22 protein-coding genes and 2 pseudogenes are annotated in these 23,978 nt (G+C 68.1%); 15 read left to right on the forward strand and 9 right to left on the reverse strand.

What is annotated here, in order from left to right; translation table 11 throughout:
* Window positions 1-147: 147 nt before the first annotated feature.
* The 3 genes from NA10_RS22185 to NA10_RS22195 are packed head-to-tail and all read left to right on the forward strand — an operon-like array spanning window position 148 to window position 3,135.
* Window positions 148-2,373 (forward strand): hypothetical protein, encoded by a 2,226-nt coding sequence (locus tag NA10_RS22185; protein ID WP_067571058.1) that lies wholly within the window; start codon window positions 148-150, stop codon window positions 2,371-2,373.
* On the forward strand, window positions 2,370-2,903 hold the full coding sequence (locus tag NA10_RS22190; protein WP_245677647.1) for a GtrA family protein: 534 nt from the start codon (window positions 2,370-2,372) through the stop codon (window positions 2,901-2,903). Before NA10_RS22185 ends, NA10_RS22190 begins: the two co-directional genes overlap by 4 nt.
* A 10-nt stretch (window positions 2,904-2,913) precedes the next feature.
* Window positions 2,914-3,135 (forward strand): Trm112 family protein, encoded by a 222-nt coding sequence (locus NA10_RS22195; protein ID WP_067571061.1) that lies wholly within the window; start codon window positions 2,914-2,916, stop codon window positions 3,133-3,135.
* Window positions 3,136-3,188: 53 nt separating this feature from the next.
* Here NA10_RS22195 and NA10_RS22200 read toward each other — a convergent pair whose 3' ends face one another.
* The 4 genes from NA10_RS22200 to NA10_RS22215 all read right to left on the reverse strand — a co-directional run bounded on the left by NA10_RS22200 (window position 3,189) and on the right by NA10_RS22215 (window position 6,978).
* Window positions 3,189-3,791, reverse strand: coding sequence for a TetR/AcrR family transcriptional regulator (locus NA10_RS22200; RefSeq protein WP_067571019.1), 603 nt, complete (start codon window positions 3,789-3,791; stop codon window positions 3,189-3,191).
* On the reverse strand, window positions 3,788-4,576 hold the full coding sequence (locus NA10_RS22205) for an ABC transporter permease (protein WP_084515117.1): 789 nt from the start codon (window positions 4,574-4,576) through the stop codon (window positions 3,788-3,790). Before NA10_RS22205 ends, NA10_RS22200 begins: the two co-directional genes overlap by 4 nt.
* Window positions 4,573-5,304, reverse strand: coding sequence for an ABC transporter ATP-binding protein (locus NA10_RS22210; RefSeq protein WP_067571021.1), 732 nt, complete (start codon window positions 5,302-5,304; stop codon window positions 4,573-4,575). The genes NA10_RS22205 and NA10_RS22210 overlap by 4 nt, the downstream gene beginning before the upstream one ends.
* A 150-nt stretch (window positions 5,305-5,454) precedes the next feature.
* A complete protein-coding gene (locus tag NA10_RS22215; protein ID WP_067571065.1) occupies window positions 5,455-6,978 on the reverse strand; it encodes a multicopper oxidase family protein in 1,524 nt (507 codons plus the stop codon).
* 150 nt (window positions 6,979-7,128) lie between these two features.
* On the opposite strand from NA10_RS22215, the gene NA10_RS22220 reads away from it, so the two are divergent.
* Both NA10_RS22220 and NA10_RS22225 read left to right on the forward strand, forming a co-directional pair.
* The gene (locus tag NA10_RS22220) at window positions 7,129-8,331 is read left to right on the forward strand and encodes a low temperature requirement protein A (RefSeq protein ID WP_067571023.1); all 1,203 of its coding nucleotides are present in this window, start codon (window positions 7,129-7,131) and stop codon (window positions 8,329-8,331) included.
* A gap of 127 nt (window positions 8,332-8,458) precedes the next feature.
* Window positions 8,459-9,514, forward strand: coding sequence for an NAD-dependent epimerase/dehydratase family protein (locus NA10_RS22225; RefSeq protein WP_067571025.1), 1,056 nt, complete (start codon window positions 8,459-8,461; stop codon window positions 9,512-9,514).
* Between the two features lie 208 nt (window positions 9,515-9,722).
* Here NA10_RS22225 and NA10_RS22230 read toward each other — a convergent pair whose 3' ends face one another.
* Genes NA10_RS22230 through NA10_RS22240 form a run of 3 tightly spaced genes read right to left on the reverse strand, consistent with a single transcriptional unit; the run spans window position 9,723 to window position 13,154 of the window.
* On the reverse strand, window positions 9,723-10,757 hold the full coding sequence (locus tag NA10_RS22230) for a sensor histidine kinase (protein ID WP_373862402.1): 1,035 nt from the start codon (window positions 10,755-10,757) through the stop codon (window positions 9,723-9,725).
* Window positions 10,741-11,436, reverse strand: coding sequence for a response regulator transcription factor (locus tag NA10_RS22235; protein ID WP_067571027.1), 696 nt, complete (start codon window positions 11,434-11,436; stop codon window positions 10,741-10,743). Before NA10_RS22235 ends, NA10_RS22230 begins: the two co-directional genes overlap by 17 nt.
* Before the next feature lie 5 nt (window positions 11,437-11,441).
* Complete coding sequence (locus NA10_RS22240) at window positions 11,442-13,154, reverse strand: hypothetical protein (protein WP_218021561.1); 1,713 nt, start codon at window positions 13,152-13,154, stop codon at window positions 11,442-11,444.
* Window positions 13,155-13,279: 125 nt separating this feature from the next.
* Here NA10_RS22240 and NA10_RS22245 point away from each other — a divergent pair, with 125 nt between their 5' ends.
* The 4 genes from NA10_RS22245 to NA10_RS22260 all read left to right on the forward strand — a co-directional run bounded on the left by NA10_RS22245 (window position 13,280) and on the right by NA10_RS22260 (window position 16,599).
* The gene (locus NA10_RS22245; protein WP_245677648.1) at window positions 13,280-13,945 is read left to right on the forward strand and encodes a glycosyltransferase family 2 protein; all 666 of its coding nucleotides are present in this window, start codon (window positions 13,280-13,282) and stop codon (window positions 13,943-13,945) included.
* Window positions 13,942-14,628 carry a TIGR04282 family arsenosugar biosynthesis glycosyltransferase gene (locus NA10_RS22250; protein ID WP_067571029.1) on the forward strand — a complete coding sequence of 229 codons (687 nt, stop codon included), beginning with the start codon at window positions 13,942-13,944 and terminating at the stop codon, window positions 14,626-14,628. Before NA10_RS22245 ends, NA10_RS22250 begins: the two co-directional genes overlap by 4 nt.
* Window positions 14,629-15,028: 400 nt before the next feature.
* Window positions 15,029-16,189, forward strand: coding sequence for a molybdopterin-dependent oxidoreductase (locus NA10_RS22255; RefSeq protein ID WP_067571072.1), 1,161 nt, complete (start codon window positions 15,029-15,031; stop codon window positions 16,187-16,189).
* Window positions 16,186-16,599 carry a hypothetical protein gene (locus NA10_RS22260; RefSeq protein WP_067571031.1) on the forward strand — a complete coding sequence of 138 codons (414 nt, stop codon included), beginning with the start codon at window positions 16,186-16,188 and terminating at the stop codon, window positions 16,597-16,599. Before NA10_RS22255 ends, NA10_RS22260 begins: the two co-directional genes overlap by 4 nt.
* Before the next feature lie 3 nt (window positions 16,600-16,602).
* Here NA10_RS22260 and NA10_RS22265 read toward each other — a convergent pair whose 3' ends face one another.
* Window positions 16,603-17,331, reverse strand: a complete 729-nt coding sequence (locus NA10_RS22265; RefSeq protein WP_067571034.1) for a DsbA family oxidoreductase — start codon at window positions 17,329-17,331, stop codon at window positions 16,603-16,605.
* Window positions 17,332-17,641: 310 nt separating this feature from the next.
* Between NA10_RS22265 and NA10_RS37630 the strand changes: the two genes are divergently transcribed.
* The 3 genes and pseudogenes from NA10_RS37630 to NA10_RS22280 form a co-directional block, all read left to right on the forward strand.
* Entirely contained in the window at window positions 17,642-17,965 is a 324-nt protein-coding gene (locus tag NA10_RS37630; RefSeq protein ID WP_084515120.1) for a DUF3761 domain-containing protein, read from the forward strand.
* 64 nt (window positions 17,966-18,029) lie between these two features.
* Window positions 18,030-18,731 (forward strand): DNA-3-methyladenine glycosylase, encoded by a 702-nt coding sequence (locus tag NA10_RS22275; protein ID WP_084515121.1) that lies wholly within the window; start codon window positions 18,030-18,032, stop codon window positions 18,729-18,731.
* Window positions 18,732-18,742: 11 nt separating this feature from the next.
* Window positions 18,743-19,165: pseudogene (locus NA10_RS22280) on the forward strand (Clp protease N-terminal domain-containing protein); the annotation flags it as partial.
* 156 nt (window positions 19,166-19,321) lie between these two features.
* Here NA10_RS22280 and NA10_RS22285 read toward each other — a convergent pair.
* Window positions 19,322-20,650 (reverse strand): annotated as a pseudogene (locus NA10_RS22285) (2-isopropylmalate synthase); the annotation flags it as partial.
* A 215-nt stretch (window positions 20,651-20,865) separates the two neighbouring features.
* On the opposite strand from NA10_RS22285, the gene NA10_RS22290 reads away from it, so the two are divergent.
* From NA10_RS22290 to tyrS, 3 genes are all read left to right on the forward strand, one after another.
* Window positions 20,866-21,534, forward strand: coding sequence for a FadR/GntR family transcriptional regulator (locus NA10_RS22290; protein WP_067571038.1), 669 nt, complete (start codon window positions 20,866-20,868; stop codon window positions 21,532-21,534).
* 137 nt (window positions 21,535-21,671) lie between these two features.
* On the forward strand, window positions 21,672-22,109 hold the full coding sequence (locus tag NA10_RS22295; RefSeq protein ID WP_067571076.1) for a DoxX family protein: 438 nt from the start codon (window positions 21,672-21,674) through the stop codon (window positions 22,107-22,109).
* Between the two features lie 237 nt (window positions 22,110-22,346).
* Window positions 22,347-23,627 (forward strand): tyrosine--tRNA ligase, encoded by a 1,281-nt coding sequence (gene tyrS, locus NA10_RS22300; RefSeq protein WP_067571078.1) that lies wholly within the window; start codon window positions 22,347-22,349, stop codon window positions 23,625-23,627.
* Window positions 23,628-23,978 lie beyond the last annotated feature (351 nt).

Consider the following 23,978-nt stretch of genomic DNA (forward strand, 5'->3'; position numbering starts at 1 on the left):
CATCATCACCGCATCATTCTTGCCGTACAGCTTGCTGCCGCTGAGCGCGACGCCCTGTAGGGTCTGGAACTCGTGGTGGAAAGTGCATTTTCGACGGTGGCGGAGACCGCCGGAACCGGGCCATCGGACAGCTCGGACAAGCGCGAGGTGTACCGCTGGGGAGTCGTCACCGCGATCGGTGTGACCCTCGGCTATGTCGCGGTCCTGCTGGCCAATGCCCGCCACTTCTATACCGACGACAGTGAATCGCAGTACACCGGGCTATGGGTGTTCTTCGGGCGCGCCTTTCGCGACGGCCAATTCCCGTTCCTGATTCCGCAGCAGTGGATGTCGGGCAATTACACCAATGAGGAAGCGGGACTGTTCAACCCGCCGCAGCTGCTGATCGATCTGATCGCGCCCTCGGTGCCGAATCTCGCGGTGTACGCCACCATCGTCAAACTCGTCTTCGCGATCATCGCCGGGCTCGGGGTGTACCGCGTCTGCCTGGCCTACGGCGGTCGCGCGCAGTGGGCGGCGGTCGCGGGTGTGGCCTTCCCGTTCACCGGCTTCTTCCTGTTCTTCGACGAGGCCAGCTGGTTCACCGCCATGAGCGGTACCGCCTGGATGATCCACGCCTGGGCCTCCTCGGTGCGCTATGCCCGCGGTAGGGGTGGCCCGATCCCGGTCTTCGTGTACCTGTACCTGGCCATCTCGGTGCAGTACGTATTCCCGGCGGTCGAGGCCGCCATCATGCTGGTCGCGGTCGCGGTGGGCGAACTGGTGTGGCGCGGGCGCGCCGCCTGGGCCCCGCTGACCCGGCTGACCGCGGCCGCCGCCTGTGCGGGCGCGGCGGGGCTGATCACCTTCCTGCCGAGCATGCTCTCGGCCAAGGTGAGCTGGCGCGGCACCTCGCAGATCAATAACGACCAGTTCCTCACGGTGCCGTGGTCGGAATCGCTGAACGCCAGCCTGCCCAGCACGCTGCCCGCCTTCAATTCCTGGTGGGGGTATGTCCAGCCGCTGCCCATGGTCTATATCGCCTGGTTCCTGATTCCGGCGCTGGCGTTCATCGACTGGCGCGCGGCCAAGGCGTATTGGAAGGAGCTCACCTCGATCGCGATCTTCGCGATGGTGATGCTCATGTGGACCGCCGGGCCCGGCACCATCGGACCGCTGCGCTGGCCCGCGCGCGTGCTGCCCATGCTGGCACTCGGACTGCTGGTGCTGGTGTGCGTACTGCTCGGCCGCTTCGGCACGGTGCGCGATTGGCGCGATCGCGGGATCGCGGCGGGCGTACTGATCCTGCTGCTGTGGGTGCGCACCTTCTCCGCCGATCCGCACCGGGTGCTCTGGCATGTGCTCTCCGCGGTGGTGGTGGGGCTGCTGGTGGCTGGTGTGGTGTGGCTGGGCCGCACCCGGGGCACCGCGGCGGCGGTCGCGCTGACCATCCTCGCCATGTTCCCGATCACCTATTTCCAGGTGCGCAGTGTGCAGCCGACGCCCATGTCCTGGAATCTGCCCGCCAACCGCGAGGAGGCCAAGGCGGCGTTCCCGAAGTTCACCGGCGGCACCACCCTTCAGCTCGGTGATCGCGGCCTGCTGCAACCGGCGGACAAGAGTCTGGACGGTGCGTACGGCTCGCTGGTGTGGGGCAACTACGCCAAGGATCTCGAACTCGACTACGTGAACGGGTATACGCCCAACGGGCACTTCTACTTCGGCGAGATGCTCTGCATGCGCTGGGACGGCAGCACCTGCCCGGACGCGTACCGGCGCATGTTCACCCCCGAGCCGACCACCGGGCGCGTACTCGCCGATCTCATGCTGATCGACCGAATCGTCTTGCAGAAGGCCATGTTCCCCGATGCCGGGACCCAGCCGGCCCCGGACGGCTGGCACTTCGTCGACGTGCCCGGACATCAGAAGTACATCTGGGTGCTCGAGCGCGACAACGGGCCGATCTCCACGGTCAACGGCCGCATCGGCGATGCGACGAATGTCGAGGCCACCTCGCTCTCGGAATCGGGCACCAGCAGTGTGGTGCGGGTGTCGTCGGAGAACGGCGGTCGCATCACCTTCGCCCGCCTGGGCTGGCCCGGCTATCGCGTCACCCTGAACGGGAAGACCATCCCATTCACCACCGTCGCGAAATCCTTTGTCGCCGTGGATATTCCGGCGGGCACCAGGAACGCTGAACTCGATGTCACCTGGCGTCCGCCGGGCTGGAAGATCGGCATCGGCTCCGCCGCGGCGGGGGTCCTCGGTATCGGTGTCCTGCAATGGCTCTACCTGCGCACCCGCCGCCGCGGTGACGAGGGCGGCGAGGGCGGCGACGACGTCACCCCCGTGCCTCCCGACCCGAAACGCGAACTGGTGGAATCGGTTTCGTGACCGCCGAGCAGTCAATGACCCCGCGCGACCCGGCGGCCGCGCAAGCGGTTGCCGCCGTCGCGGATTCGGCAGCGCCGCAACCCGAGACGCCGGGTCCGCTGCTTCGACTGGTGCGGCGGCAGGGGATCGCCTTCGCACTGGTCGGCGGTTTCAACACGCTGCTGGGCATGGTCCTGACCATCGTCTGGCTGACCGTCCTGAACGGCATGGTCTCCGAGGATGTGGCCGCCGCCCTGTCGGTGGCCCTGGCCTACACGGTGAGCGTGTTCATCGCCTTCGGTCTGCACCGCACCCTGGTCTTCCGGGTCCGCGGTCACCTGCTCCGCGACTTCGTGGCCTTCGTCGGCGTCAACTCGGTGGGCATGGTCCTGAATATGGTCCTGCTGCAATTCGCCGTCTCCGTCCTGCATGCCCCCGCCCGACCCGCCGCGGTCGTCGTCATGGGTGTGGTGGCCGTGGCCAGCTTCTTCGGCCACCGCCACATCTCCTTCCGCCGAACCGATTCCCACCCCGCTCCGGCGGACCGGTAGGTTGTCGACCATGTCGGAGGAAACCCTGGACCCCACCCTGCTGAGCCTGCTCGCCTGCCCGCAGGACAAGGGCCCGCTGCAACTGGTCCGCACCGAGACCGGCGACCCGGTCCTCTACAACCCCCGCCTCCGCATCGCCTACCCGATCGACAACGGCATCCCGGTCCTGCTGGCCGACGAGGCCCGCCCGGTGACGGACGAGGAGAACACCGCCTTCCTCACCCAGGTCTGAGGCCCGCCGCCGCGCGGCGGCATCGGTGGTTCGACCGCATCACGGCCGCGAGGTCAGTCGATATCGCCGGTGAGGTAGCGCTGGATATTCGGGCCGACGGCCCGCGCGAGTTCCTCGATGGGCATGGAGGCGATCGGTTCCAGGCGCAGCAGTTTGCGGGTCACCAGCAGCCCGGCCAATTGCGAGGCGGCCAGGACCGAGCGTTTCGTGCCGGTGCCCGGGGGTGAATCCACGCGGGTGCGAACGTCTTTCAGCACCACCTCGAGCAGGAAGGTGCGGGCCAGCGCCGGGTCGTGCGTGGTGAGCAGGCCGCGGAACGCGGCGACCACCGGGACGCCCACCGGGGAATCCCATACCGTGAGGACCGCTCGAATGATGGTCTCGCCCAGCTCTTCCAGTGGAGCGGCGGCGAGCTGCGCCAGCACCGTCTCCGGATCGATGGGGAGTTCCAGTGCGGCGGTGAACAACTCCTGTTTGGTGCCGAAATAGTGGTGCACCAGTGCGGGATCCACGCTCGCGGCGGTGGCGATGGAGCGAATCGAGGCGCGGTCGAAGCCGACCTCGGCGAAGCGCTCGCGGGCCGCGTCCAGGATCGCCTCGCGGGTGCCGGAGCGGCCGGGTCGCCGACCGCTCCGGGCATTGCCCTCGACACTCACGCGGTACGCCGCCGTAGCGTCGCCGCACCCAATCCCAGCGCGACACAGGCGAATCCGGCCACCACCGCCAGATCCCGCCACATCAGCCCGGTGACCCCGGTGTGCGTGGACACCTGTTGCAACGCGTCCACCGCATAGCTGAGCGGGAGCACATTGCTGATGGCCTCCAGCCAGCCGGGCAGCTGGCCGCGCGGAATCAGCAGGCCGCAGAGGAAGAATTGGGGGAGCACGATCACGGGCATGAACTGTACGGCCTGGAACTCGGTGCGGGCGAAGGCGCTGGCCAGCAGGCCCAGCGCCACCCCGAGCGTCGCGTCGACCACGGCGATCAACACCACCAGCAGTGGACTGCCCGCGGCGTTCAGGCCGAGCAGCCAGAACGCCACCACGCACGCGATCACCGCCTGTGCCGCCGCCGCGAGGGAGAACGCGGTGCCGTATCCGCCGAGCAGATCCAGCTTCGACAGCGGGGTGGTCATGAGCCGTTCGAGGGTGCCCGAAACCCGTTCACGCTGCATGGCGATGGCGGTGATCAGGAACATGACCACGAAGGGCAGCACCCCGAGCATGGTGATGCCGACCCGGTCGAAGAGCCGGGGCTGACCGGGGAAGGCCGGATAGTTCTCGTAGACGAAGTACAGCAGCGTCATGAGCAGTGCGGGCACCAGCAGGATCATGGCGACGGTGCGGTGGTCCGCGCGCAATTGGCGCAGAATTCGCACTGTGGTGGCGGCATAGCAGCGCAGCGGCTTCGGCCCGGCCGGGCGTGCGAGGGTGGTGGTCACGACTTCTCTCCCATTCGGATGAGTGCCAGGAAGGCGTTCTCGAGGCTGGATTCGCCGGTGTCGGCGCGCAATTCGGCGGGGCTGAGCTGAGCGAGCAGCTGCCCCTCGCGCATGAGCAGCAGCTGATCGCAGTGCTCGGCCTCATCCATGACGTGGCTGGAGACGATCAGGGTGCGGCCCTGTTTCGCCAGTGCGTGGAATTGCTCCCAAAGATCCGCGCGCAGTACGGGATCCAGGCCCACGGTGGGCTCGTCCAGCACCAGCAGTTCCGGATCGGCGACCAGGGCGCAGGCCAGTGAGACCCGGGTGCGCTGACCACCGGAGAGCTGATTGCCGCGATTCCCGGCGTGCCCGCTCAAGCCGACCGCGGCGATGGCGGATTCGACATCCCCGGCCGAACAGCCGTACAGCGCACCGAAATACGAGACATTGTCGGTGACGGTCAGATCGTCGTAGATGCTCGGCGCCTGGGTCACATACCCGACTCGGCGTCGCAACGCGGGCGAGCCGGCCGCGTCGCCGAGGACCCGCACACTGCCCGCGGCAATGATCTGCGTCCCCACCATGGTGCGCATGAGCGTGGTCTTCCCGCAGCCGGACGGCCCGAGGAGTCCGGTAATGCTGCCTTTCGGCACGGTCAGCGAAATATCTTGCAGGACTTGACGTCCGCCGCGATCCACCCGAAGGTGTTCGATCGCTATGGCGGGCGATGGGCTCGGTGCCGTCACTGATCACCCTCAATTCATCGAGTGTTGAATTCACTACGTGATGAATTGTGCGCCCGAGCCGGCCCATCGCGCAAGACCCCGCCGCGCTCCCCCCAAAGAAAGCGTGTCGCCGCAGGTCGCGGCGAACGCGTGAAGAGGGTTCGGCGGTCGTCAGTGTCCGGAGTGCTGGTGTGCGGGCGGCGGCCCCGCCTGCTGACCGGGCTCGACCACCACGAATTGCCCCATCATTCCCAGGTCCTCATGCCACAGCAGATGGCAGTGGAACATGTACGGCGTATTCGGATCGGCGGGTCCGTCGAAGCGCAGCGCCAGCGTCACCGTCCCGTTCGGAGGTAGGAAGACGGTGTCCTTGGCCCCGCGCAGCGCGGGCGGCGGTGCGTGACCATCCACCTCGACGATCGCGAACTGCACATCGTGCACGTGGAAGTTGTGCGGCATCCCGTCGGCATTGCGCACGGTCCAGGTTTCGGTGCTTCCGCGCGTGACGGTGGCGTCGATCCGGTCCATCGCCATCGACCGATTGTTGATCTGACCGAAGGTCAGCGTGAAGTCCCGCTGGCGCACCGAATCGGTCACCGTGGGCAGTGCCGCCGCGGGCAGTACGGCGGGCAGCGCGGGGGAGGGCCGAAGCGTCTGTGCCGCACGCAATTCCAGCACATCGAAGCGATCATCACCGCCGCTGAACCGCTGCCCGAAGAAGTCCAGGCCCACATCGACCCGATCGCTGCGCAGGGTCACCCGCTCGCCCGGCTGGAAGCGCACCACGATCTCGGCGCGCTCACCGGGCGAAAGCTGAATATTTCCCAGGGTTTCCGGGCGCGCCGGCGCGCCGCCGTCGGTGCCGATCAGGGTGAAGTCGCGATGATCGGAGAATCCGAAATTGTAGATCCTGGCCGTGGAGGCATTGAGCAGTCGCAACCGCACCAGTTCGTCCCCGACGTTCTGGTAGGGCGCGAGCACCCCGTTCACCATGGTGCGGTCCCCGAGCACGCCGATATCGGCGAACAGCCCACGGCCGGTGTCGAATTGCGCGCCCTTGAACTTCACGTCCTGCACTATGACCGGCACATCGTCGATACCGTAGGTGTGCGGCAGGTCCCGGTTCGGCCCGGTCTCGTCATCGAGAATGAACATGCCCGCCAAGCCCCGTCGCACGTGAGATTCGGTGGCCCCGTGCGGATGCGGGTGATACCAGAGCGTCGCCGCCGCCTGATCGATCTTCCATTGCGGTGTCCAGGTATCGCCGGGCCGCACCATCTGATGCGGTCCGCCGTCCATGGCGGCGGGCAGGTGCATGCCGTGCCAATGCACCGTCGAGGCATCGGTCAGCCCGTTGTTCACCCGCACCCGCACCTGCTCACCCCGTCGCGCGCGCAGTGTGGGGCCGAGGTAGTCATCGTTGAACCCCCAGGTGTCGGTGACCTGACCCGGCCGGAATTCCTTTGTGCCCGAGCGCATATCGAGCTGGAACACCCGCGTGCCGTCCGCCTCGACCGTCGAGTCGGCCAGCGGTGGGACGCTCAACTCCTGCCGGAACTCGACCCTGCCCACCGTCGAGACGTCGGCCGCGGCGTAGATCCAGGTCATCCCGCCGCCGACCAGCAGCGCCACCGCCAGGAATACCCCACCGAGAATCAAGAGAATTCGCCGCACCCGCGACCTGCGAACCGCCATGGGTCGACGGTAGGAAATCCGGGTGCCCGCGCGCATCGGGTAGCGCACCCATCTCGCACCCGAACCGACCCCGAGACCAACCCCGAGAAATGTCGATATACCGGCTGGTCGGAATGGTGAATGCCGCTTCGACCCTCTACGCTCTCCCGCGTGACCAGCGACTATCCCAGCGCCACCGAGGATGCCGCCGAGGGTGGCCAGGTACGCGCCTCCACCCTGGAGCTCTTCTTCGACCTCGTCTTCGTCTTCACCATCACCCAGTTGACGCACGCCTTCACCCATCACCCCGGCTGGGAGGCGCTCGCGCAGGTGGCGCTCATGTTCGGCGTCATCTGGTGGATGTACGCCGGATATGTCTGGCTCACCAATGAAGTCGCGCCGAACAGCTCCAACCGGCGCACCTGGCTGCTGGTCGGCATGTTCGGATTCTTCGTGCTGGCCCTGGCCATACCCGGCGCCTTCGGCGGATCGGGGCTGGCCTTCGGCCTGGCCTACATCCTGATCGTCGCGGTGCACGCGGCCATGTTCGCCACCTCCGGCGCGGAGGGCTCCTCGGCGATTCTGCGCATCGCGCCGTTCAACACGCTCTCGGCGGGACTGGTGCTGGCGGGCGGCATTATTCACGGCTGGCCGCGATACCTGCTGTGGGCCTTGGCCTTCGGCGTGCAGATCGCCTCGCCGTACATCATCCACGGCGGTGGTTTCGTGGTGCGGGTCAGCCATTTCGTGGAGCGGCACGGACTGGTGATCATTGTCGCGCTGGGCGAATCCGTGGTGGCCATCGGCACCGGCCTCGCCGGACGGGACATCACCGTTCCGCTGGTCGCCACCGTCGCGCTCGGCCTCACCCTGGTCTACGTGCTGTGGTGGGCGTTCTTCGGCATCGATGACGAACGCGGTGAACACGTGCTGGAATCACTGCCCAGCGCCGACCGCACCCGCGCGGCGGTCACGGCCTACGACTACGCCTTCTACGCACTGCTGGTCGGCATCATTCTCGCCGCGGCGGGCATCAGCATGACCATCGCGCACGGTAACGAACCCGCGAGCACCGCCGCGGCACTGGCACTCTCCGGCGGAGTGGCACTGTATTTCCTGGGGCAGTTCCTCTTCCGATGGGTGCTCGCACTGGCGCGGCCCTGGCTGCGGCTGATCGCCGCGGCGGCGGTGTTCGCGACCGCGCCCATCGGGGTGGTCTGGGTGGCGTGGGGGCAGCTCGCGATTCTGGTGCTGGTCGGGTATGGGTTTGTCATCTTCGACGACATCCTCGCCGTTCGGGACGGGCAGGGCGGCAAGTACCTCGCCCGCACTCATATCGACACCGCCCGGCACCTGCGCCGTCCGCGCGATTAGACCGGGATGACCAAACGCTGACGAATCCGCGCCACGCCGTGTCCGAGCGGGCCGGTGCGAGTTCGTGCGGCCACAATCGACGGCATGACGCGCACACACAGCGACCGGTCGATCGGAAGGGCCTGATATGCGGGTATTGCTCACCGGCGCGGCCGGGTTCATCGGCTCGCACATCCACCGCGCGCTCGCCGCCGCCGGGCACGAGGTGATCGCCGTCGACCTCATGCTGCCCGCCGCACACGGTGTCGACGCCACCCCGCCGCCGGGGGTGCGGCGCCTCGACGTCCGCGATCCCGAGGCCCTCGACGCGGTACTGCGCGGTATCGACGCCGTCTGTCATCAGGCCGCCGTGGTCGGCGCGGGCGTCAGCGCCCAGGACGCCCCGGCCTACGCCGCCCACAACGACCTCGGCACCGCGGTCCTGCTCGCCGCCATGGACCGCGCGCACTGCCGCCACCTGGTGCTCGCGTCGTCGATGGTCGTCTACGGCGAGGGCCGATACCGTGATACCCCAATCGATTTCATTCCCGGCCCGCGCTCGCGCGCGGACCTGGACAGCGGTCTGTTCGACCACCGCGCTCCCACCGGCGAACCCCTCGACTGGACCCCGATCGACGAATCCGCCGCCCTGCGCCCCCGCAGCCTCTACGCGGCAAGCAAAGTGGCGCAGGAGCATTACGCCCTGGCCTGGGCCACCGCGACCGCCTCCACCGTGACCGCGCTGCGCTACCACAATGTCTACGGCGACGATATGCCGAGGGACACACCGTATTCCGGGGTCGCCGCCATCTTCCGCTCCGCCCTGGAAGCAGGCGAATCCCCCCGCGTCTTCGAAGACGGCCGCCAGGCAAGGGATTTCGTCCACGTCCGCGATATCGCCGCCGCCAATGTAGCCGCCCTCACCCACCCCCTGGCCCCCTTCACCCCCCTGAACATCGCCTCCGGCCACCCCGTCACCATCGGCGAGGTGGCCACCATCCTCGCCACCGCCGCCCACGGCAAACCCCCGGTCGTCACCGGCGACTACCGCTCCGGCGACGTCCGCCACATAGTCGCCAGCCCCGAAAAAGCCCACCGCACCCTGGGTTTCACCGCCACCATCACCCCCCAGCAGGGCCTGGCGGAATTCGCCCACGCCCCACTCCGCGCCGCCGCCGGGGTCGGTGCCCCCACCTGGCGCTGACCCCGACAGGAGTTCCCGTCCTGGGATAGGAGCCGTCGCTTTCGGAGGCAATCCCGTCCCGGGACAGGAACCCCCCGTCCCGGAGGGAACCCTCCCGTCCCGGGACAGCAACCCTCCCGTCCCGGGACAGGAATCCTCCCGTCCCGGAGGGAACCCGCCCGTCGTCCCGGCGTGGTTTTGTCCGGGATCCACACCCGCGGCAGCGCGACTACTTCGCGTCCGCCAGCAGCGGCAACCGAACCTGGAATCGCGCCCCGTGCTCCCGGTTCTCCGCGCTGATATCCCCGTGATGCGCCTCGACCAATCCTGCCGCGATAGCCAATCCCATTCCACTGCTGCTACCGAGATCATCCGCGGACGGTGAGCGGGCCGAGGTCCCGCGATAGGCGACCTCGAAAATGCGCGGCAGATCGGTCGGCGCGATCCCGGGTCCGGTGTCCTCCACCCGCGCCCAGGCATACCCGCCGTCGACCCCGGTGGAGATATCGATCCGCCCGCCCGGCGGGGTATGCGCGATGGCATTGGCGACCAGATTGGTCAGCACCCGGCTGAGTGCGTGATCACTGCCCGCCACCAGGATTCGATGCTCCGGCTGCCGCGCGGTGAGGGTCACCCCGGCGCGCCGCGCGGTCGGCTGGTTGGCCGCGAGCACCTCGTCGATGAGTTCGCGCAGATCCACCGGTTCCAGCGTCAGTCGCAAAGCCCCGGAGTTGATCTTCGACATCTCGAACAGGTCGTCCACCATGGTCGAGAGCCGATTCGTCTCCCGCACAATCTGATTCGCGTACCGCTCCACATCCGCGGTCTGCGCGACCACCCCGTCGGCCAGCGCCTCACCCATGGCGCGGATCCCGGCCAGGGGAGTGCGCAGATCATGGCTGACCCATGCCACCAGTTCCCGCCGCGACTTCTCCGCCGCCCGTTCCTGTTCCAGCATCTCGCGCTCCCACACCGTGGTTCGCGCCTGCGCCCGCCCGAGCAGAATCGCCGCGGGCACCGTCACCGCGGTCACCACACCCAGCACCACGGCGAATTTCTCGAACTCGTCGGTGAACATGAGCCCGCTCACCGCAACCACACCGCAGAGGGTCGCGACGGTCGGAATCAATACCAGCACGGCCATACTCGTGGTCATGGCGCGATTGCGCAGACAGCGCATGAGCAGTGCGCCCAGCACCACCACCGGCAGGGATGCGGCCAGCGCGTAACCGATCAGGCCCGGCAGATCAGTCGGCACGGCCATCCTCCTCGGAATCGCTACGGCCCCAGGCGTATCCGCGACCCCACACCGTATCGATGCGATGCGCCGCACCGAGTTTGGCGCGCAATCGCTTGATATGCACGGTCACGGTGGATTGATCACCGAAGCTCCACCCCCACACCTGCGCCAGCAGTTCATCGCGACTGAACACCCGCCGCTGGTTCGACAGCAGGAACACCAGCAGATCGAACTCCCGCGCGGTCAGATCCACCGGCGCGCCGTCCACCGTCACCACGCGCGCGGCCCGCCGTACCTCCACACTCCCGCTGCGCAACACCTGATCCCCGGTGACGGCCGGATTCGCGCGCCGCAACACCGAGGCCACCCGCAGGGCCAACTCCCGCGGACTGAACGGCTTGGTGAGGTAATCATCGGCCCCCGCCTGCAATCCGATCACCCGATCATCCTCATCCCCGAGCGCGGTGAGCAGAATGATCGGCGTCCCCGGATTCGGCCCCGACCGCACCGCCCGCGTCAATTCGATCCCATCCGGCTGCGGCATCATGACATCCAGCACGGCCAGATCAATATCATTGCGCGCCAGCACCTCGGCGGTGGCGGGCCCATCGGCGGTCTCGATCACCTCGAGCCCATCGCGCTCCAGATATCGCCGAACCACCTCGCGGACAACAGGATCGTCATCGGCCACCAGAATGCGCATACGTATCACCAATTCGTCAGAATGACATGAACAAGCACGAACGCCCCCACCGCCTGTACGGCCAGCCACACCCGCGTATGGCGTGCGGGCAGCAACGCGGCAGCGGCCAGCACCCACACATCGAACGGCAGCCAAATCCGCTCCGTCTCAGCCTTACTCAATCCGCTGAGATCGGCCAGCAGCAATGCCGCCACCCCGGCCGCCGCCACCAATGCCACCGGATCGACCGCGGTCCGCCAGCGCCTGAGCCGGTTCGCCCAGGTGGCAGCGGCCTCCGCGAATGCGAACGAGTTCGGCCCGGCGGCGGTGTGCTTCGAGCGCTCGATCCCCGTGGCGGGTGAGCGGGTAGCGGTCGAAACCGGTGCGGACACCGCCGAACCCGCACCCGACGACGGGCCGGACGTGGTACTCGCCGCCTCGACGGTCGCGGGGACCGGCACGAGTGGCTCCGGCCTCGGTGGTTCCGGCGTGGCCGATGAGGGCATCGCTGGTTGATCTCGTCTGCCCCACAGTATTCCGAGACCGAGCTCGCGCACGACACGATGCAGGGCCGCGACGGGCGCGAGTCCCACCGCGCACACCGTCGCCGCGAGATTGGCCCACACCCAATAGGAATACGGCCGATCGCTCGCGATGCCCTGGTAATACCGTTGCACCACAAGGTGATAGCCGTCGAGCCACCAGAATCCCGCCGCCTTGAACGCGGCCACCACCAGCACTGCGCCCACGAGGGCGGGCACGGCGGGCCGCAGCGTGCGCGCCACGAGTACGGCGGCGGCCGGGACCGCCATCAGCACGAGTCCGTAGCTCAGGAATATCGCGTATCCGAAGAGCAGCCCCGCTCCCAATGCGGCGAGCACCCAATTCGCTTGCCGCCGAGTGGCAAGGGCCAGCAGTGCCACCGCCCACGCGGTCACTCCGGCGAACAGTCCATCGGCCGACACCGCGATCCAGATCGCGGCGGGGGCCAGCGCGAGAAACGGCAACACCGCGCGTGCCCGCCGCTCCGCTGTGCTGACGTATTCGGTTCGAGTGCTGGCAGTGACAGTCGCGCCCGGGGTTCCTTCGGCGCCGCGTTCGCCGTCGGACGTCGCGCCGAGCGCGCGGATCGTCACGGGGATCGCCACGGCCGCACTGGTGCCGACGAGAACGCAGAGGGCGGCCGCCCACCCGCCGCCGCCCAGCCCGATGCGGTCGAGCAAGACGAAGGTGAGCAGTGCCCCCGGCGGATGGCCGGACACGTGCGTGGTCCAGGAATCGGGCTGGAAATCGAGTATGCGGCCGGAGAATCCGCGCAGCATCGCGGGGATGTCGTGCACGCCGCCGACCTCGTGCAGATATTCGTCGCCGGTGGTGAGGCGACCGGCGACACCGCGCTGCCAGCCGTCGACCATGGCCAGGGCGAAGGCCCAGGCCACCGCCGACATCCAGGTGAGCAGCAGGGCGCGCCGCCAGGGGAGCCGGCGTGCGAGGTCCGGCCCGTAGCAGATGACCAGTGCGGCGATGCCGATCGCGGGGCCGGTACCCCAGCCGATATGCGGCAGCCAGTTGCCGAAGATCGGCGCGGCTCCCGCGAACAACAGCCCGCGCTCGCGTTCGCTGAGCATTCGCGGGACCACGAAGGCGGTCAGGACGAGCAGCGCTCCGCCCGCCGCGCAGTACAGATCGGCGCGACCGGTGAGGCGGCGTGGGGGAGTCAGGACGGGGGCGTTCCGCACGGCTTCCACCCTAGGCCGCGCAACCCCGCGACTCGCGGTGAAATGAGCGTCGGTCCAGGTCTCGTCATACTTTTGTCATCGATTGGTTCCCCCGGAAATGACCCGTCCGGCCCTACGGTCATAGGGTGACCGAATCCAAGCTGGAACGCGGAGTCACCGTCGTGATCCCGTGCAAGGACGAAGCCGGCGCACTGCCCGGCGTACTCTCGGCAATCCCCCGCGACTATCGGGTGATCGTGGTGGACAACGGTTCCACCGATGCCACCGCCGCCGTCGCCCGACTCGCCGGCGCGACCGTCGTCGCCGAACCCGAGCCCGGCTACGGCAGTGCCGTCCAGGCGGGCGTGCACGCCGCCCGCACCGAGGTGGTGGCGGTGCTGGACGGTGACGGGTCCATGGACCCGCGCGAATTGCCCGCTCTGGTAGCCGAACTCGGCCCCGACGTGGACATGGTGGTGGGCCGTCGCCGCCCGCACCGCGCGGGCGCATGGCCCTGGCATGCGCGGCTGGGCAATCAGATCGTCGCCGCCCGGCTGCGCCGTCGCTACGGCCTGGCCGTCCACGATGTCGCCGCCATGCGCGTGGTGCACCGGGCCCGCCTGCTGGATCTGGGACCGCTGCACCGGCGCTCCGGATATCCGCTCGAATTGCTGGTCGCCGCAGCGCATTCCGGCTGGCGACTGGTCGAGCGCGATATCACCTACCGCCCGCGCACCCACGGTGAGTCCAAGGTTTCCGGTTCGTGGCGCGGTACCGTCCGCGCCGCCAAAGACTTCTGGAGCGTCCGATGAGGCCATTCGCCATCCCCGCCACCCTGCTCGTCATCGCCAAAGCCCCCATCGCGGGCTTCGCCAAAACCCGTCTGACACCGCCGTTCTCGCCGCGTCAAGCGGCCGGGCTCGCCGCCGCGGCCCTGCTGGACACGCTGACCGCCGTGCGCGCCAGCGGTATTCAACACCTCATGGTCGCCTGGACCGGTGCTCTCGCCGAGGCGGAACAGGCCGACGCCCTCGCCGCCGCGCTGCGCGATTTCACCGTGGTTCCCCAGCGCGGCGACACCTTCGGTGAACGCCTGGCCAACGCGCACGCCGACGCCGCCCACTTCGGCCTGCCGGTGCTGCAGATCGGCATGGATACCCCGCAGGCGGGCCCCGAACTCCTGGCCCGCTCCGCCACCCACCTCACCATGAGCGAGGACGCGGTCCTGGGCCCCGCCGCCGACGGCGGTTGGTGGGCACTGGGTTTGACCGATCCCCGCCCCGCCCGCCTCCTCACCGAGGTTCCCATGTCCACCTCCCACACCGGCGACCTCACCCGAGAAGCCGTGCGCCGCTGCGGATACCGTGTCCACCGCCTCCCCATCCTCACCGACGTGGACACCTACGACGATGCGGTCACCGTCGCCGCCCACTCCCACGGCCGCTTCGCCACCACCTTCGAAACCCTCACCGCGGCCACCCCGGCGCTGCTGTAATCGCATGCCCACCGAACCGAGCACCCCCGAAAACGCTTCCGGCGCATCGGACGCGAAGGGGAAGAGCGCGCAATCATCTCGCGGCCGGATATCGGAGGTGGGTGGACGGCCCGCCCCGTCGGCACCGTCCGCCCCCGACGAGCCCTTCCGCGCGGACGCCCGATCCGGCGAAGCGGCCCGGCGCACGCGATCGGACACCTCCGCGGCCGAGGTGAGCGCTCCCGTACCGGCAGGGCGTTCGGCCGAGCTCGCGGCGGCGCATTCGAATGAAGGTACGCCCGCGTCCCATCCGGATCACCATGCGGCCGAATCGCGTTCAGGTGATGATGCCCGGGGTAAGGCCTCGGGTCAACGGGCGACCGCGGCGCGGACGAGACCCGCGCTGTCCTCGTCCCTGCTGCTGCCCGAGACCATCGCCACGCGGATTTCGACGGCGCGGGGTCCGGCGGTGGCGGCGCGGGTGGGGATCGCGCTGGGCGTCAGCATTACCGTCTGTTTCCTGACCGGGCTGATCAGCCATTGGATTCAGCATCCGCCAACGTGGTTCTACTGGCCCGCGCATCCGGTGTGGCTGTATCGGGTCACGCAGGGCACGCATGTGATTTCCGGTGTGATCGCCATTCCGCTGCTGCTGGTCAAACTGTGGGCGGTGTACCCGAAGTTGTTCGCCCGGCCGCTGATCGGCAATCCGGTGCGCATGCTGGAGCGCGGTTCCATTGCGCTGCTGGTGGGTTCGGTGATCTTCCAGTTGGTCACGGGTCTGTTCAACACGGCCCAGTTCTATCCGTGGAAGTTCTTCTTCACCACCACGCATTACGCCATGGCGTATGTGGCGGTGGGCGCGCTCGCCATACATCTGGCGGTGAAGCTCCCCATTGTCCGAACGGCGTTGCGCCGTCCGATGGCCGTACCGGCGAAATCCGAAGCAGCGCAACAGGACACGTCACCGCGGGAGGTCCGCACACAGGGCATCTCGCGGCGGACCGTCCTGGGGACGGCCGGTATCGCCGCGATCGTCGCGGGCTTGGCGGTGGCGGGGCAGACGGTCCCGTTCCTGCGCCGGGTGTCGGTGCTCTCGCCCCGCAGTGGTGAAGGCCCGCAGGGTGTTCCGATCAACCGTTCCGCCGTCGACGCCGGGGTGGGGGAGCTGGCGCGGAACCCCGGCTACCGGTTGCGGGTCAGCGCGGGTGGAAACCAGCGCGAGTTCAGCCGCGCGGACCTGGCCGCGCTACCGCAGACCGAGTCCACCCTCCCCATCGCGTGCGTCGAAGGATGGAGCGCGGGCGCCCGCTGGACCGGCGTGCGCCTGCGTGACCTGCTGACCGCCGTAGGCGAATTCCACGGTGGCGATGTGCGTTTCGAATCGCTGGAGTCCGGCGGCCTCTACCGCACCTCGGTGCTGCCCGGCCGCCATGCCGTAGACGCTTCGACCCTGGTGGCGCTGCGGCTCAATGGCGAGGATCTCACCGTGGATCACGGCTACCCGTGTCGCCTGATCGCCCCCAACCGCCCCGGTGTCCTGCAAACCAAATGGCTTTCGACCATCGAGGTGCTGTCATGACGGTGATCCGCGTACTGCTGATCGCGCTGGGACTGTGGCTCGGCTGGTACGGCCTCAGCCTGCTGCTGGATATGAACCCGGCCGACCTGCGCTCGGCGGCGCTCTGGTTCGCGGGGGGAATCCTGCTGCACGACGGCGTATTCGCCCCGGCCGCGGCGACTCTCGGTGTGGCCGCCCGCCGAATGCTCCCGGCGTCCTGGTGGGCGCCGGTCGCCTGCGGCGCGGTGTGCACCGTGACCCTGTCCCTCATCGCGGTGCCGGTAATCGGCCGGGCCGGAGCACTGCCCGGCAATCCGACCATCCTGGACCGCGATTACATACTGGGACTGGCTATTTCGCTGGCGGTGGTGTGGCTGCTGGTCGCGGTCGCCCTGCTGCGCGGCCATACCAGCCGCCCGAAAGTCGGCTGACCGTCAATTCCGTTCCGGCGCAGCGCAACCGTCCGGTCCGCACGCCTGGGCATCCTCGGACCCGGCCAGTGTCACCAACTTCGGTGCGTGATCACTCCAGGCCTGTTCGAGCGCCCGCGCGAACACCTCCGGCGGCTGCGCACCGGAAACCCCGTACTTGCGGTCGATCACGAAGAACGGCACACCCCGCGCCCCGAGCGCGGCGGCCTCGGCCTCATCGGCCCGCACCGCCTCGGCATAGGCCTCGGGGTCCTCGAGTACCGCGCGTACCGCGGTCTCGTCGAATCCGGCCCCGACCGCGACCTGAACCAACCGCTCGGCATCGCCGAACAGCGGCGCTTCCTCCGCGAAATTGGCGGCGTACAGCGCGTCCAACAGCGCCTCCTGCCGTCCCTGCTCCAGCGCGAAGTGCAGCAGTCGATGCATATCGAAGCTATTGCCGAAGTCTCGCCCGGAGATCTGATAGGTCAGCCCGGCCGCCTCGGCCTGCGCCCCGATCCCGCGCTCATTGGCCGCGGCCTGCGCCTCACTGATGCCGTACTTCTCCGCGATATGCGGCACCACCGCATCGCTGTGATCGCGCGGCAGCGTCGGATCCAACTCGAAGGATTTGTGCACCACCCGCACGGCGTCGCGGTGCGGGAACGCTTCGAGGGCCTCCTCGAACCGCCGCTTGCCCAGATAGCAGAACGGGCAGTTGATATCGGTCCAGATCTCGACCTGTACGGCCATCACACCTCACTCGATAGCGGAAACTCGCAGGCCGGAGACCCGGCCATCGCACTGTTGCAACCGGCGGCGACCGCGGATGATTCCACGGTGACCCGGCTCACGCCGCGCGGCCCGAACGGATTAACGGTGCGTTAGCGGGCGGCTGTGCGACCGACCGTATACGCCACTCCGTGCGCGTCTGCTGCCATCGCGTGCCAATCTCGTTCCGGCCGTTCGATTCCGGTGCTGAACACGCGTTACGCTGGCGCGGCTCAATCCGGGGCGACGTTCGTTGCCCCGGTCGAAAACCGCACCGCCAGAAGGATTTCGCATGCGTTTTGGGGGAAACCGACCCGCCCTGATCGGCCGGTCCACCGCGCTGGTCAAGCGCTCCGCACTGCCCGCCCTGTTCGCCGCCGTACTGGGCGCGGCCGCCTTCACCTCGGCCCCGGCCACCGCCGCGCCGGTGCTGATGGAGGCCGCCTGCCCGGCCAGTCAGTACGAGAACGCCGCGGGCAATTGCGTCCAGCGCCCGACCCAGTCCGATACCGCGCCCGAGGGTGCGACCGCGCGCTGCGGCGACGGCACCTACAGCTTCAGCCAGACCCGCCGCGGCACCTGCTCGCACCACGGCGGCGTCTCGCAGTGGCTGTAATCGGCTGACCGGTTCGCCGTCCCGATTCGGGGCCCGGGACGGCGTTCGGGAACAATGAGCTGTCGTGGATGCCGAACAACTGGCCGTCGAACCCCTGCTCGCCGCGCGACGACTGCTCGGCGCGACCCTGTGGTCCGGACCGGTCGGCATGCGAATTGTCGAGGTCGAGGCGTACGGGGGCGACCCCACCGGACCCTGGCATGATCCCGCCGCGCACGCCGGCCGCGGCCGCACCCCGCGCAATGCCGTCATGTTCGGCCCGCCCGGCGTGCTCTACGTCTACTTCAGCTACGGCATGCACACCTGCGTGAATGTGGTGACCGGACCCGACGGCACCGCCAGCGCCGTCCTGATCCGCGCGGGCGAGATCATCGCGGGCGAGCAGCAGGCCCGCGCCCGCCGCCCCGCCGCGCGCACCGATACCGCACTGGCCCAAGGTCCGGGCAATGTCGGAAGCGCCCTCGGAATCACCCTGAGCGACTACGGAATCGGCCTCTTCGACCCGAAATCCCCGATCCGACTCGAACTCGGACCCGAAATCACCGATCCCGCAGCGATTTCCGCCGGACCCCGGGTGGGGGTGAGCCTGGCCGCCGACCGCCCCTGGCGACTCTGGCTCACCGATTCCCCCGCGGTCTCGGCCTACCGCCGCAGCCCGCGCGCCCCGCGCCCGGACCGCCCGGCTCGAGCGCCCGAGTCCGGCGGTCGATCCGGCAAACCCAAGCGCGCGCCGGTCTACCGTGGATGGGGAACACAGCCGTACTAGGGGGTCCGTCCATGTTCGAGCGTTTCACCGATCGCGCCCGCCGAGTCGTCGTCCTCGCCCAGGACGAGGGCAAACTGCTCAACCACAACTACATCGGCACCGAACATCTGCTGCTCGGACTGCTGCGCGAGGGCGAGGGGGTGGCAGCGCGCGTGCTCACCGACCTCGCCGTGGATCTGAAGGAGGTCCGCGACCGCGTCGAGACGACCATCGGCCGGGGCGAACACGCGCCCACCGGCCATATCCCCTTCACGCCGCGGGCCAAACAGGTCCTGCAAATCTCGCTTCAGCAGGCAATCCAGCTGGGGCACCGCGAGATCGGCGATGAACACCTGCTGCTCGGACTCATCATCGAGGGCCGTGGCGTGGCCGCGCAGGTGCTGAACAATATGGATGTGCACCCCGATGCGGTGCGTGTGCGGGTCCTCGAATTACATGCTCCCGCAGCGGATTCCATGACGATTCGGCCGCCCCGCGCCGTATCTGCCATGGAACAGCGCATCGCCGCGCTGGAGGGCCGCGTCACCGAGCTGGAAAAGCGGCTCGGTGACGCCTCCGGCGAATCCTGATCACACCGCCGAAACAGCCCCGTACACCTGGATATACAGCTCCCGCAGTGTCGCCGCGGTCACCTCGGTGCCGGTGCGATCCATATACCCCTGCACATGCCGGGCGAATTCGATCTGCCGGCGGCGCGACATCTCGATCCCGTACTCCTGCTCCAGCAGATACGCGATACCGCCCTTGCCGGACTGCGAATTGACCCGGATCACCGCATCGTAGGAGCGGCCCACATCGGCCGGATCGATCGGCAGATACGGTACCCGCCAAGGGATTTCACTCTCCGGCAGCCCCGATCGCTCGGCCCGGGCCCGATGCTCGGCGAACCCCTTCTTGATGGCGTCCTGATGCGTGCCGGAGAACGCGGTGTACACCAGATCGCCCGCATAGGGATGCCGATCGTGAATCGGCAATCGGGTGCAGTACACCACGGTCCTGCGCACCGCGTCGATATCGGAGTAGTCGACCATCGGATTCACGCCCTGCGCATGCAGATTCAGCGCCAGCACCGCCAGATCCACATTGCCGGTGCGCTCACCATTGCCGAAGACGCAGCCCTCCACGCGCTGCGCCCCCGCCAAGACCGCCAGCTCGGCGCAGGCGATACCGGTGCCGCGGTCGTTATGCGGATGCACCGACAGGATGACGCTGTCCCGCCGGGCCAGATTCCGATGCATGTACTCGATCTGATCGGCGTACACATTCGGCGTCGCCACCTCGACCGTGGCGGGCAGATTCAAGATCACCGGCCGCTCCGGCCGCGCATCCCACAGCGCGGTGATCCGATCGCAGATGTCCAGCACGAAATCAGGTTCGGTCAGCATGAACACCTCGGGCGAGAACTGGAACCGCACATTGGGCAGATCCCCTGCCAACTCCAGAATGTCGCGTGCGCCCGCCATGATCAGCTCGGCGACGTCGGCGCGGGACGCACCCAGCACCACTTCCCGCCAGGTCGGGGCGGTGGCGCAATACATGTGCAGCACAACATCATTGGTGAGTCCACGGATCGACTCCACGGTCCGCTCGATCAAATCCCGTCGCGCCGGGGTGAATACGACGATCGACACGTCCTCGGGAGCGAGGCTCTCGGTGCCGATCAGCCGCACGAAGTCGAAGTCGGCCTGGGAGGCGCTGGGGTACCCGACCTCGATCTCCTTGTAGCCCATGGCCACCAGCATCTCGAAGAACCGGCGCTTGCGATCGGGATCCATCGGCTCGGTCAGGGCCTGATTGCCGTCCCGCAGATCCACCGGCACCCACAGCGGGGCCTCGGTCATCCGGTTGGACGGCCACTGGCGCTCGGTCAGCGGTACCGAAACCCGTTCGTACACATCGTGATACCGATGCGAGGGCATGGCGGAGGGCTGCTGACGATTCCAGTTCTGGGAAGAAAACACGGTTTGTCGTTCTTTCGCGTCGGAGGCAGACCGGCGCAGCACTTCAACCCGCGGGCGGGGTGCCGGCCGATCAAACCCCGCTGCGGCGAAGAAGCAGAAGCAGCGCACCCCGTGTCATGTGGCTTAGACTATAGGGAACTCACTCCTCAGACAAGTAGAGAGGTAAAACGGATATGTCCCAGGTCCAGCGGCACCCGCTAGCCGCGCAAGCCGCGGAGGTGCTCCTCGAACGGCTGCGCGCGGGGGAGTGGGAGCTGGGCCACCGGCTGCCCGGCGAAACCACCCTGGCCGCCCAGCTCGGCGTCGGCCGCTCCACCCTGCGCGAGGCCATTCGCGAACTCGCGGGCAAGGGCGTCCTCGAAAGTCGGCAGGGCGCGGGCGTTTTCGTCACCGCCCTGGAGGTGGCCGAGGACTGGAACGCGGTGCTGCGCCGCTCCGATATCGCCGCCGTCATCGAGGCCCGCACCGCCATCGAGGCCGAGGCCGCCGCCCTCGCCGCCGACCGCCGCACCCCCGCCGACCTGCGAAACATCCTGCGCGCCCTCACCGCTCGCGCCGAGGCCGGTGATTCGGTGGAGGCCCTGGTCGACGCCGATACCGCCTTCCACCGGACCGTCATCGTCGCCGCGCACAATGACATCCTGCTGGAGATGTTCAATGCCTTCGTCCCGCGCCTGCGCCGCGCCATGGTGGAGATGCTGCGTATCAAGCCCATTGCGCATCCGGCCGCCGACCAGCACGCGCACGAGGACCTCTATGTAGCAATCCGCGCCCGCAAGCCGGAGGCGGCCACGACCGCCAGCCGCGTCCACCTGACCGCTCTCAAGGTCGCCCTCAGCTAGCGAATCAGCCGCTGAGCAGGCATAACACATTCTCCGAAATTTTCTTCGCCGACGCCGATGAGTTTCCGAACCGGGCCCCGTCTGTACCAATGACCGAGTTCAACCCCGAACTCGCAAGCCCCAGAAGGACACTCGACATGACCGCCATCACCGCCTCCGCCCGAACCGTCTCCGCCACCGCTTCCGCCACCCCCGGCAAGACCCGCAACCGGGTGCTGTGGACCCTGCAGATCCTGTTCGGCCTCTTCTTCATCCTCGCCTCGGGCCTGCCGAAGCTGGTCGGCCAGCACGACGCGGTCGAGGCATTCCGCACCATCGGCTGGGGCGAATGGTTCCGCTACTTCACCGGCGTGGTGGAGGTCTCCGGCGGTATCGGCCTGCTGGTTCCCCGCCTGAGCGGTCCGGCCGCCGCGGGCCTGTCCATCACCACCGTGCTGGCCTCGCTGACCCAGATCTTCCTGCTCGACGCCCCGGCCCTGGCGCCCTTCCCGCTGATCCTGGCGGTCATGTTCGCCTGGATCGCCTACGAGCGCCGTGCCTCCTTCTCGACCTTCACGAACCTGATCAAGCACTGACCTTCGTGAATATCGCTTCGACGCCTGATCCGTCTCCGAGCACACTCGGAGGCGGATCAGCGGCGTGCGGATGAGAGCGGCGACGCCCTCATCCGTTTCTCGCGTTCGCAGGCGGGGCTTGCTCGCGAGGTGAGAACGAAGCGAACCCCTCGGCCCCGGCCCGCTCGACACGCTGTCGAGGGGCCGGGGCCGACCTACTGGTCAACGGGCATTCCGGGTGCGGAAAGATAGGTGAGCGTGAACGGCGACATCATTGATGAACTGACTTGGCGCGGATTGATCGCGCAGTCCACCGATCTGGACGCCTTGCGTGCGGAGCTGGCCAAGGGGCCGATCACCCTCTATGCCGGATTCGACCCCACCGCGGCGAGCCTGCACGCCGGGCACCTGGTTCCGCTGTTGGCGCTCAAGCGCTTTCAGCGCGCGGGCAATCGCCCGGTGGTGCTCGCGGGCGGCGCCACCGGTCTGATCGGCGACCCCCGGGACGTGGGCGAGCGCACCATGAACTCCACCGACACCGTGGCCGAATGGGCCGGGCGCATCCGCTCCCAGCTGGAGCGCTTCGTCGATATCGACGATTCGCCCACCGGTGCGATCATCGCCAACAATATGGATTGGACCGGCCCGCTGAGCGCGGTCTCCTTCCTGCGCGATACCGGCAAGCACTTCTCGGTGAACGTCATGCTGGCCCGGGATACGGTCAAGCGCCGCCTGGAGGGCGAGGGCATGTCCTACACCGAGTTCTCCTACATGCTGTTGCAGGCCAACGACTTCCTGCAGCTGCGCCGCAATCACGGCTGCACCCTGCAGGTCGGCGGCTCGGATCAGTGGGGCAACATCATCGCCGGCGTGGAGCTCAACCGTCGCGTCGACGGCGAGCATGTGCACGCCCTCACCGTTCCCCTGGTGACCTCCGCCGACGGCAAGAAGTTCGGCAAGTCCACCGGTGGCGGCAGCCTCTGGCTCGATCCCGAGATGACCAGCCCGTACGCCTGGTACCAGTACTTCGTGAACACCGCCGACGCGGATGTGGTCCGCTACCTGCGCTGGTTCACCTTCCTGTCCCGCGAGGAGCTCGACGAGCTGGAGACCGCGACCGCCGAGCGCCCGCACGCCCGCGAGGCGCAGCGCCGCCTGGCCGCCGAGATGACCACGCTCGTGCACGGTGAGGAGAACACCCGCTCGGTGCAGCTCGCGAGCCAGGCGCTGTTCGGTCGCGGTGAACTCCGCGATTTGAACGAGCCGACCCTCGCCGCCGCGCTCACCGAGGCCGCGGTCGAAGGCAAGGTCGCCGAGGCCACCGCGAAATCGACGATTGTCGACCTGCTGGTGTCCAGCGGACTCTCCGAAAGTCGCGCCGCGGCCCGCCGCGCTGTCAATGAGGGTGGCGCATCGGTGAACAACGAACGCGTCGCAGATCTGGAGTGGACTCCCTCGGAATCGGACTATCTGCACGGACGCTGGCTGGTGCTGCGCCGCGGTAAGAAGAATTTCGCGGGCGTCCGCAAAGCCGATTGATCTTGTTTCTCATGACCTGGGTCACAAATAGGTGACCCGGGTCGGGGAACGGCCCGTCGCGGCCCCTTGCGACCTGCGACGACACGCCCGTGACCAGGCGATTTGACGTTCCGTTTCCCGCCACGTAACTTATTCCAGGTCAGAGCGACACGGACACCGACCGGATGCCAAACGCCCAGCTCAGAAGCTGGAAACGGGATTCGGACAACGAGGTCGTACGAGGAGCGCCTGACAGCCCGCAGAACGATCAAGATACCCGAGCTTGACTCGATGGATCTCGGCCGTTAGGCTGGAAAAGTTGCCTCAGAGACTATCCGGGACAAAGAGCCCGAGAAGTTCTGTGCGCGCCTG

The sequence above is a fragment of the Nocardia acidivorans NBRC 108247 genome, from assembly GCF_001625085.1.
Taxonomy (GTDB): Bacteria; Actinomycetota; Actinomycetes; order Mycobacteriales; family Mycobacteriaceae; genus Nocardia; species Nocardia acidivorans.

Bases quoted from the DNA above. Each gene is read 5' to 3' on its own strand.
- NA10_RS22265 (WP_067571034.1), bottom strand. From the start codon at position 17,331: ATGGCCGTACAGGTCGAGATCTGGACCGATATCAACTGCCCGTTCTGC.
- NA10_RS22235 (WP_067571027.1), bottom strand. From the start codon at position 11,436: ATGCGCATTCTGGTGGCCGATGACGATCCTGTTGTCCGCGAGGTGGTT.
- NA10_RS22295 (WP_067571076.1), top strand. From the start codon at position 21,672: ATGACCGCCATCACCGCCTCCGCCCGAACCGTCTCCGCCACCGCTTCC.
- NA10_RS22260 (WP_067571031.1), top strand. From the start codon at position 16,186: ATGACGGTGATCCGCGTACTGCTGATCGCGCTGGGACTGTGGCTCGGC.
- NA10_RS22195 (WP_067571061.1), top strand. From the start codon at position 2,914: ATGTCGGAGGAAACCCTGGACCCCACCCTGCTGAGCCTGCTCGCCTGC.
- NA10_RS22290 (WP_067571038.1), top strand. From the start codon at position 20,866: ATGTCCCAGGTCCAGCGGCACCCGCTAGCCGCGCAAGCCGCGGAGGTG.
- NA10_RS22215 (WP_067571065.1), bottom strand. From the start codon at position 6,978: ATGGCGGTTCGCAGGTCGCGGGTGCGGCGAATTCTCTTGATTCTCGGT.
- NA10_RS22250 (WP_067571029.1), top strand. From the start codon at position 13,942: ATGAGGCCATTCGCCATCCCCGCCACCCTGCTCGTCATCGCCAAAGCC.
- NA10_RS22230 (WP_373862402.1), bottom strand. From the start codon at position 10,757: ATGGCCGTGCCGACTGATCTGCCGGGCCTGATCGGTTACGCGCTGGCC.
- NA10_RS22225 (WP_067571025.1), top strand. From the start codon at position 8,459: ATGCGGGTATTGCTCACCGGCGCGGCCGGGTTCATCGGCTCGCACATC.
- NA10_RS37630 (WP_084515120.1), top strand. From the start codon at position 17,642: ATGCGTTTTGGGGGAAACCGACCCGCCCTGATCGGCCGGTCCACCGCG.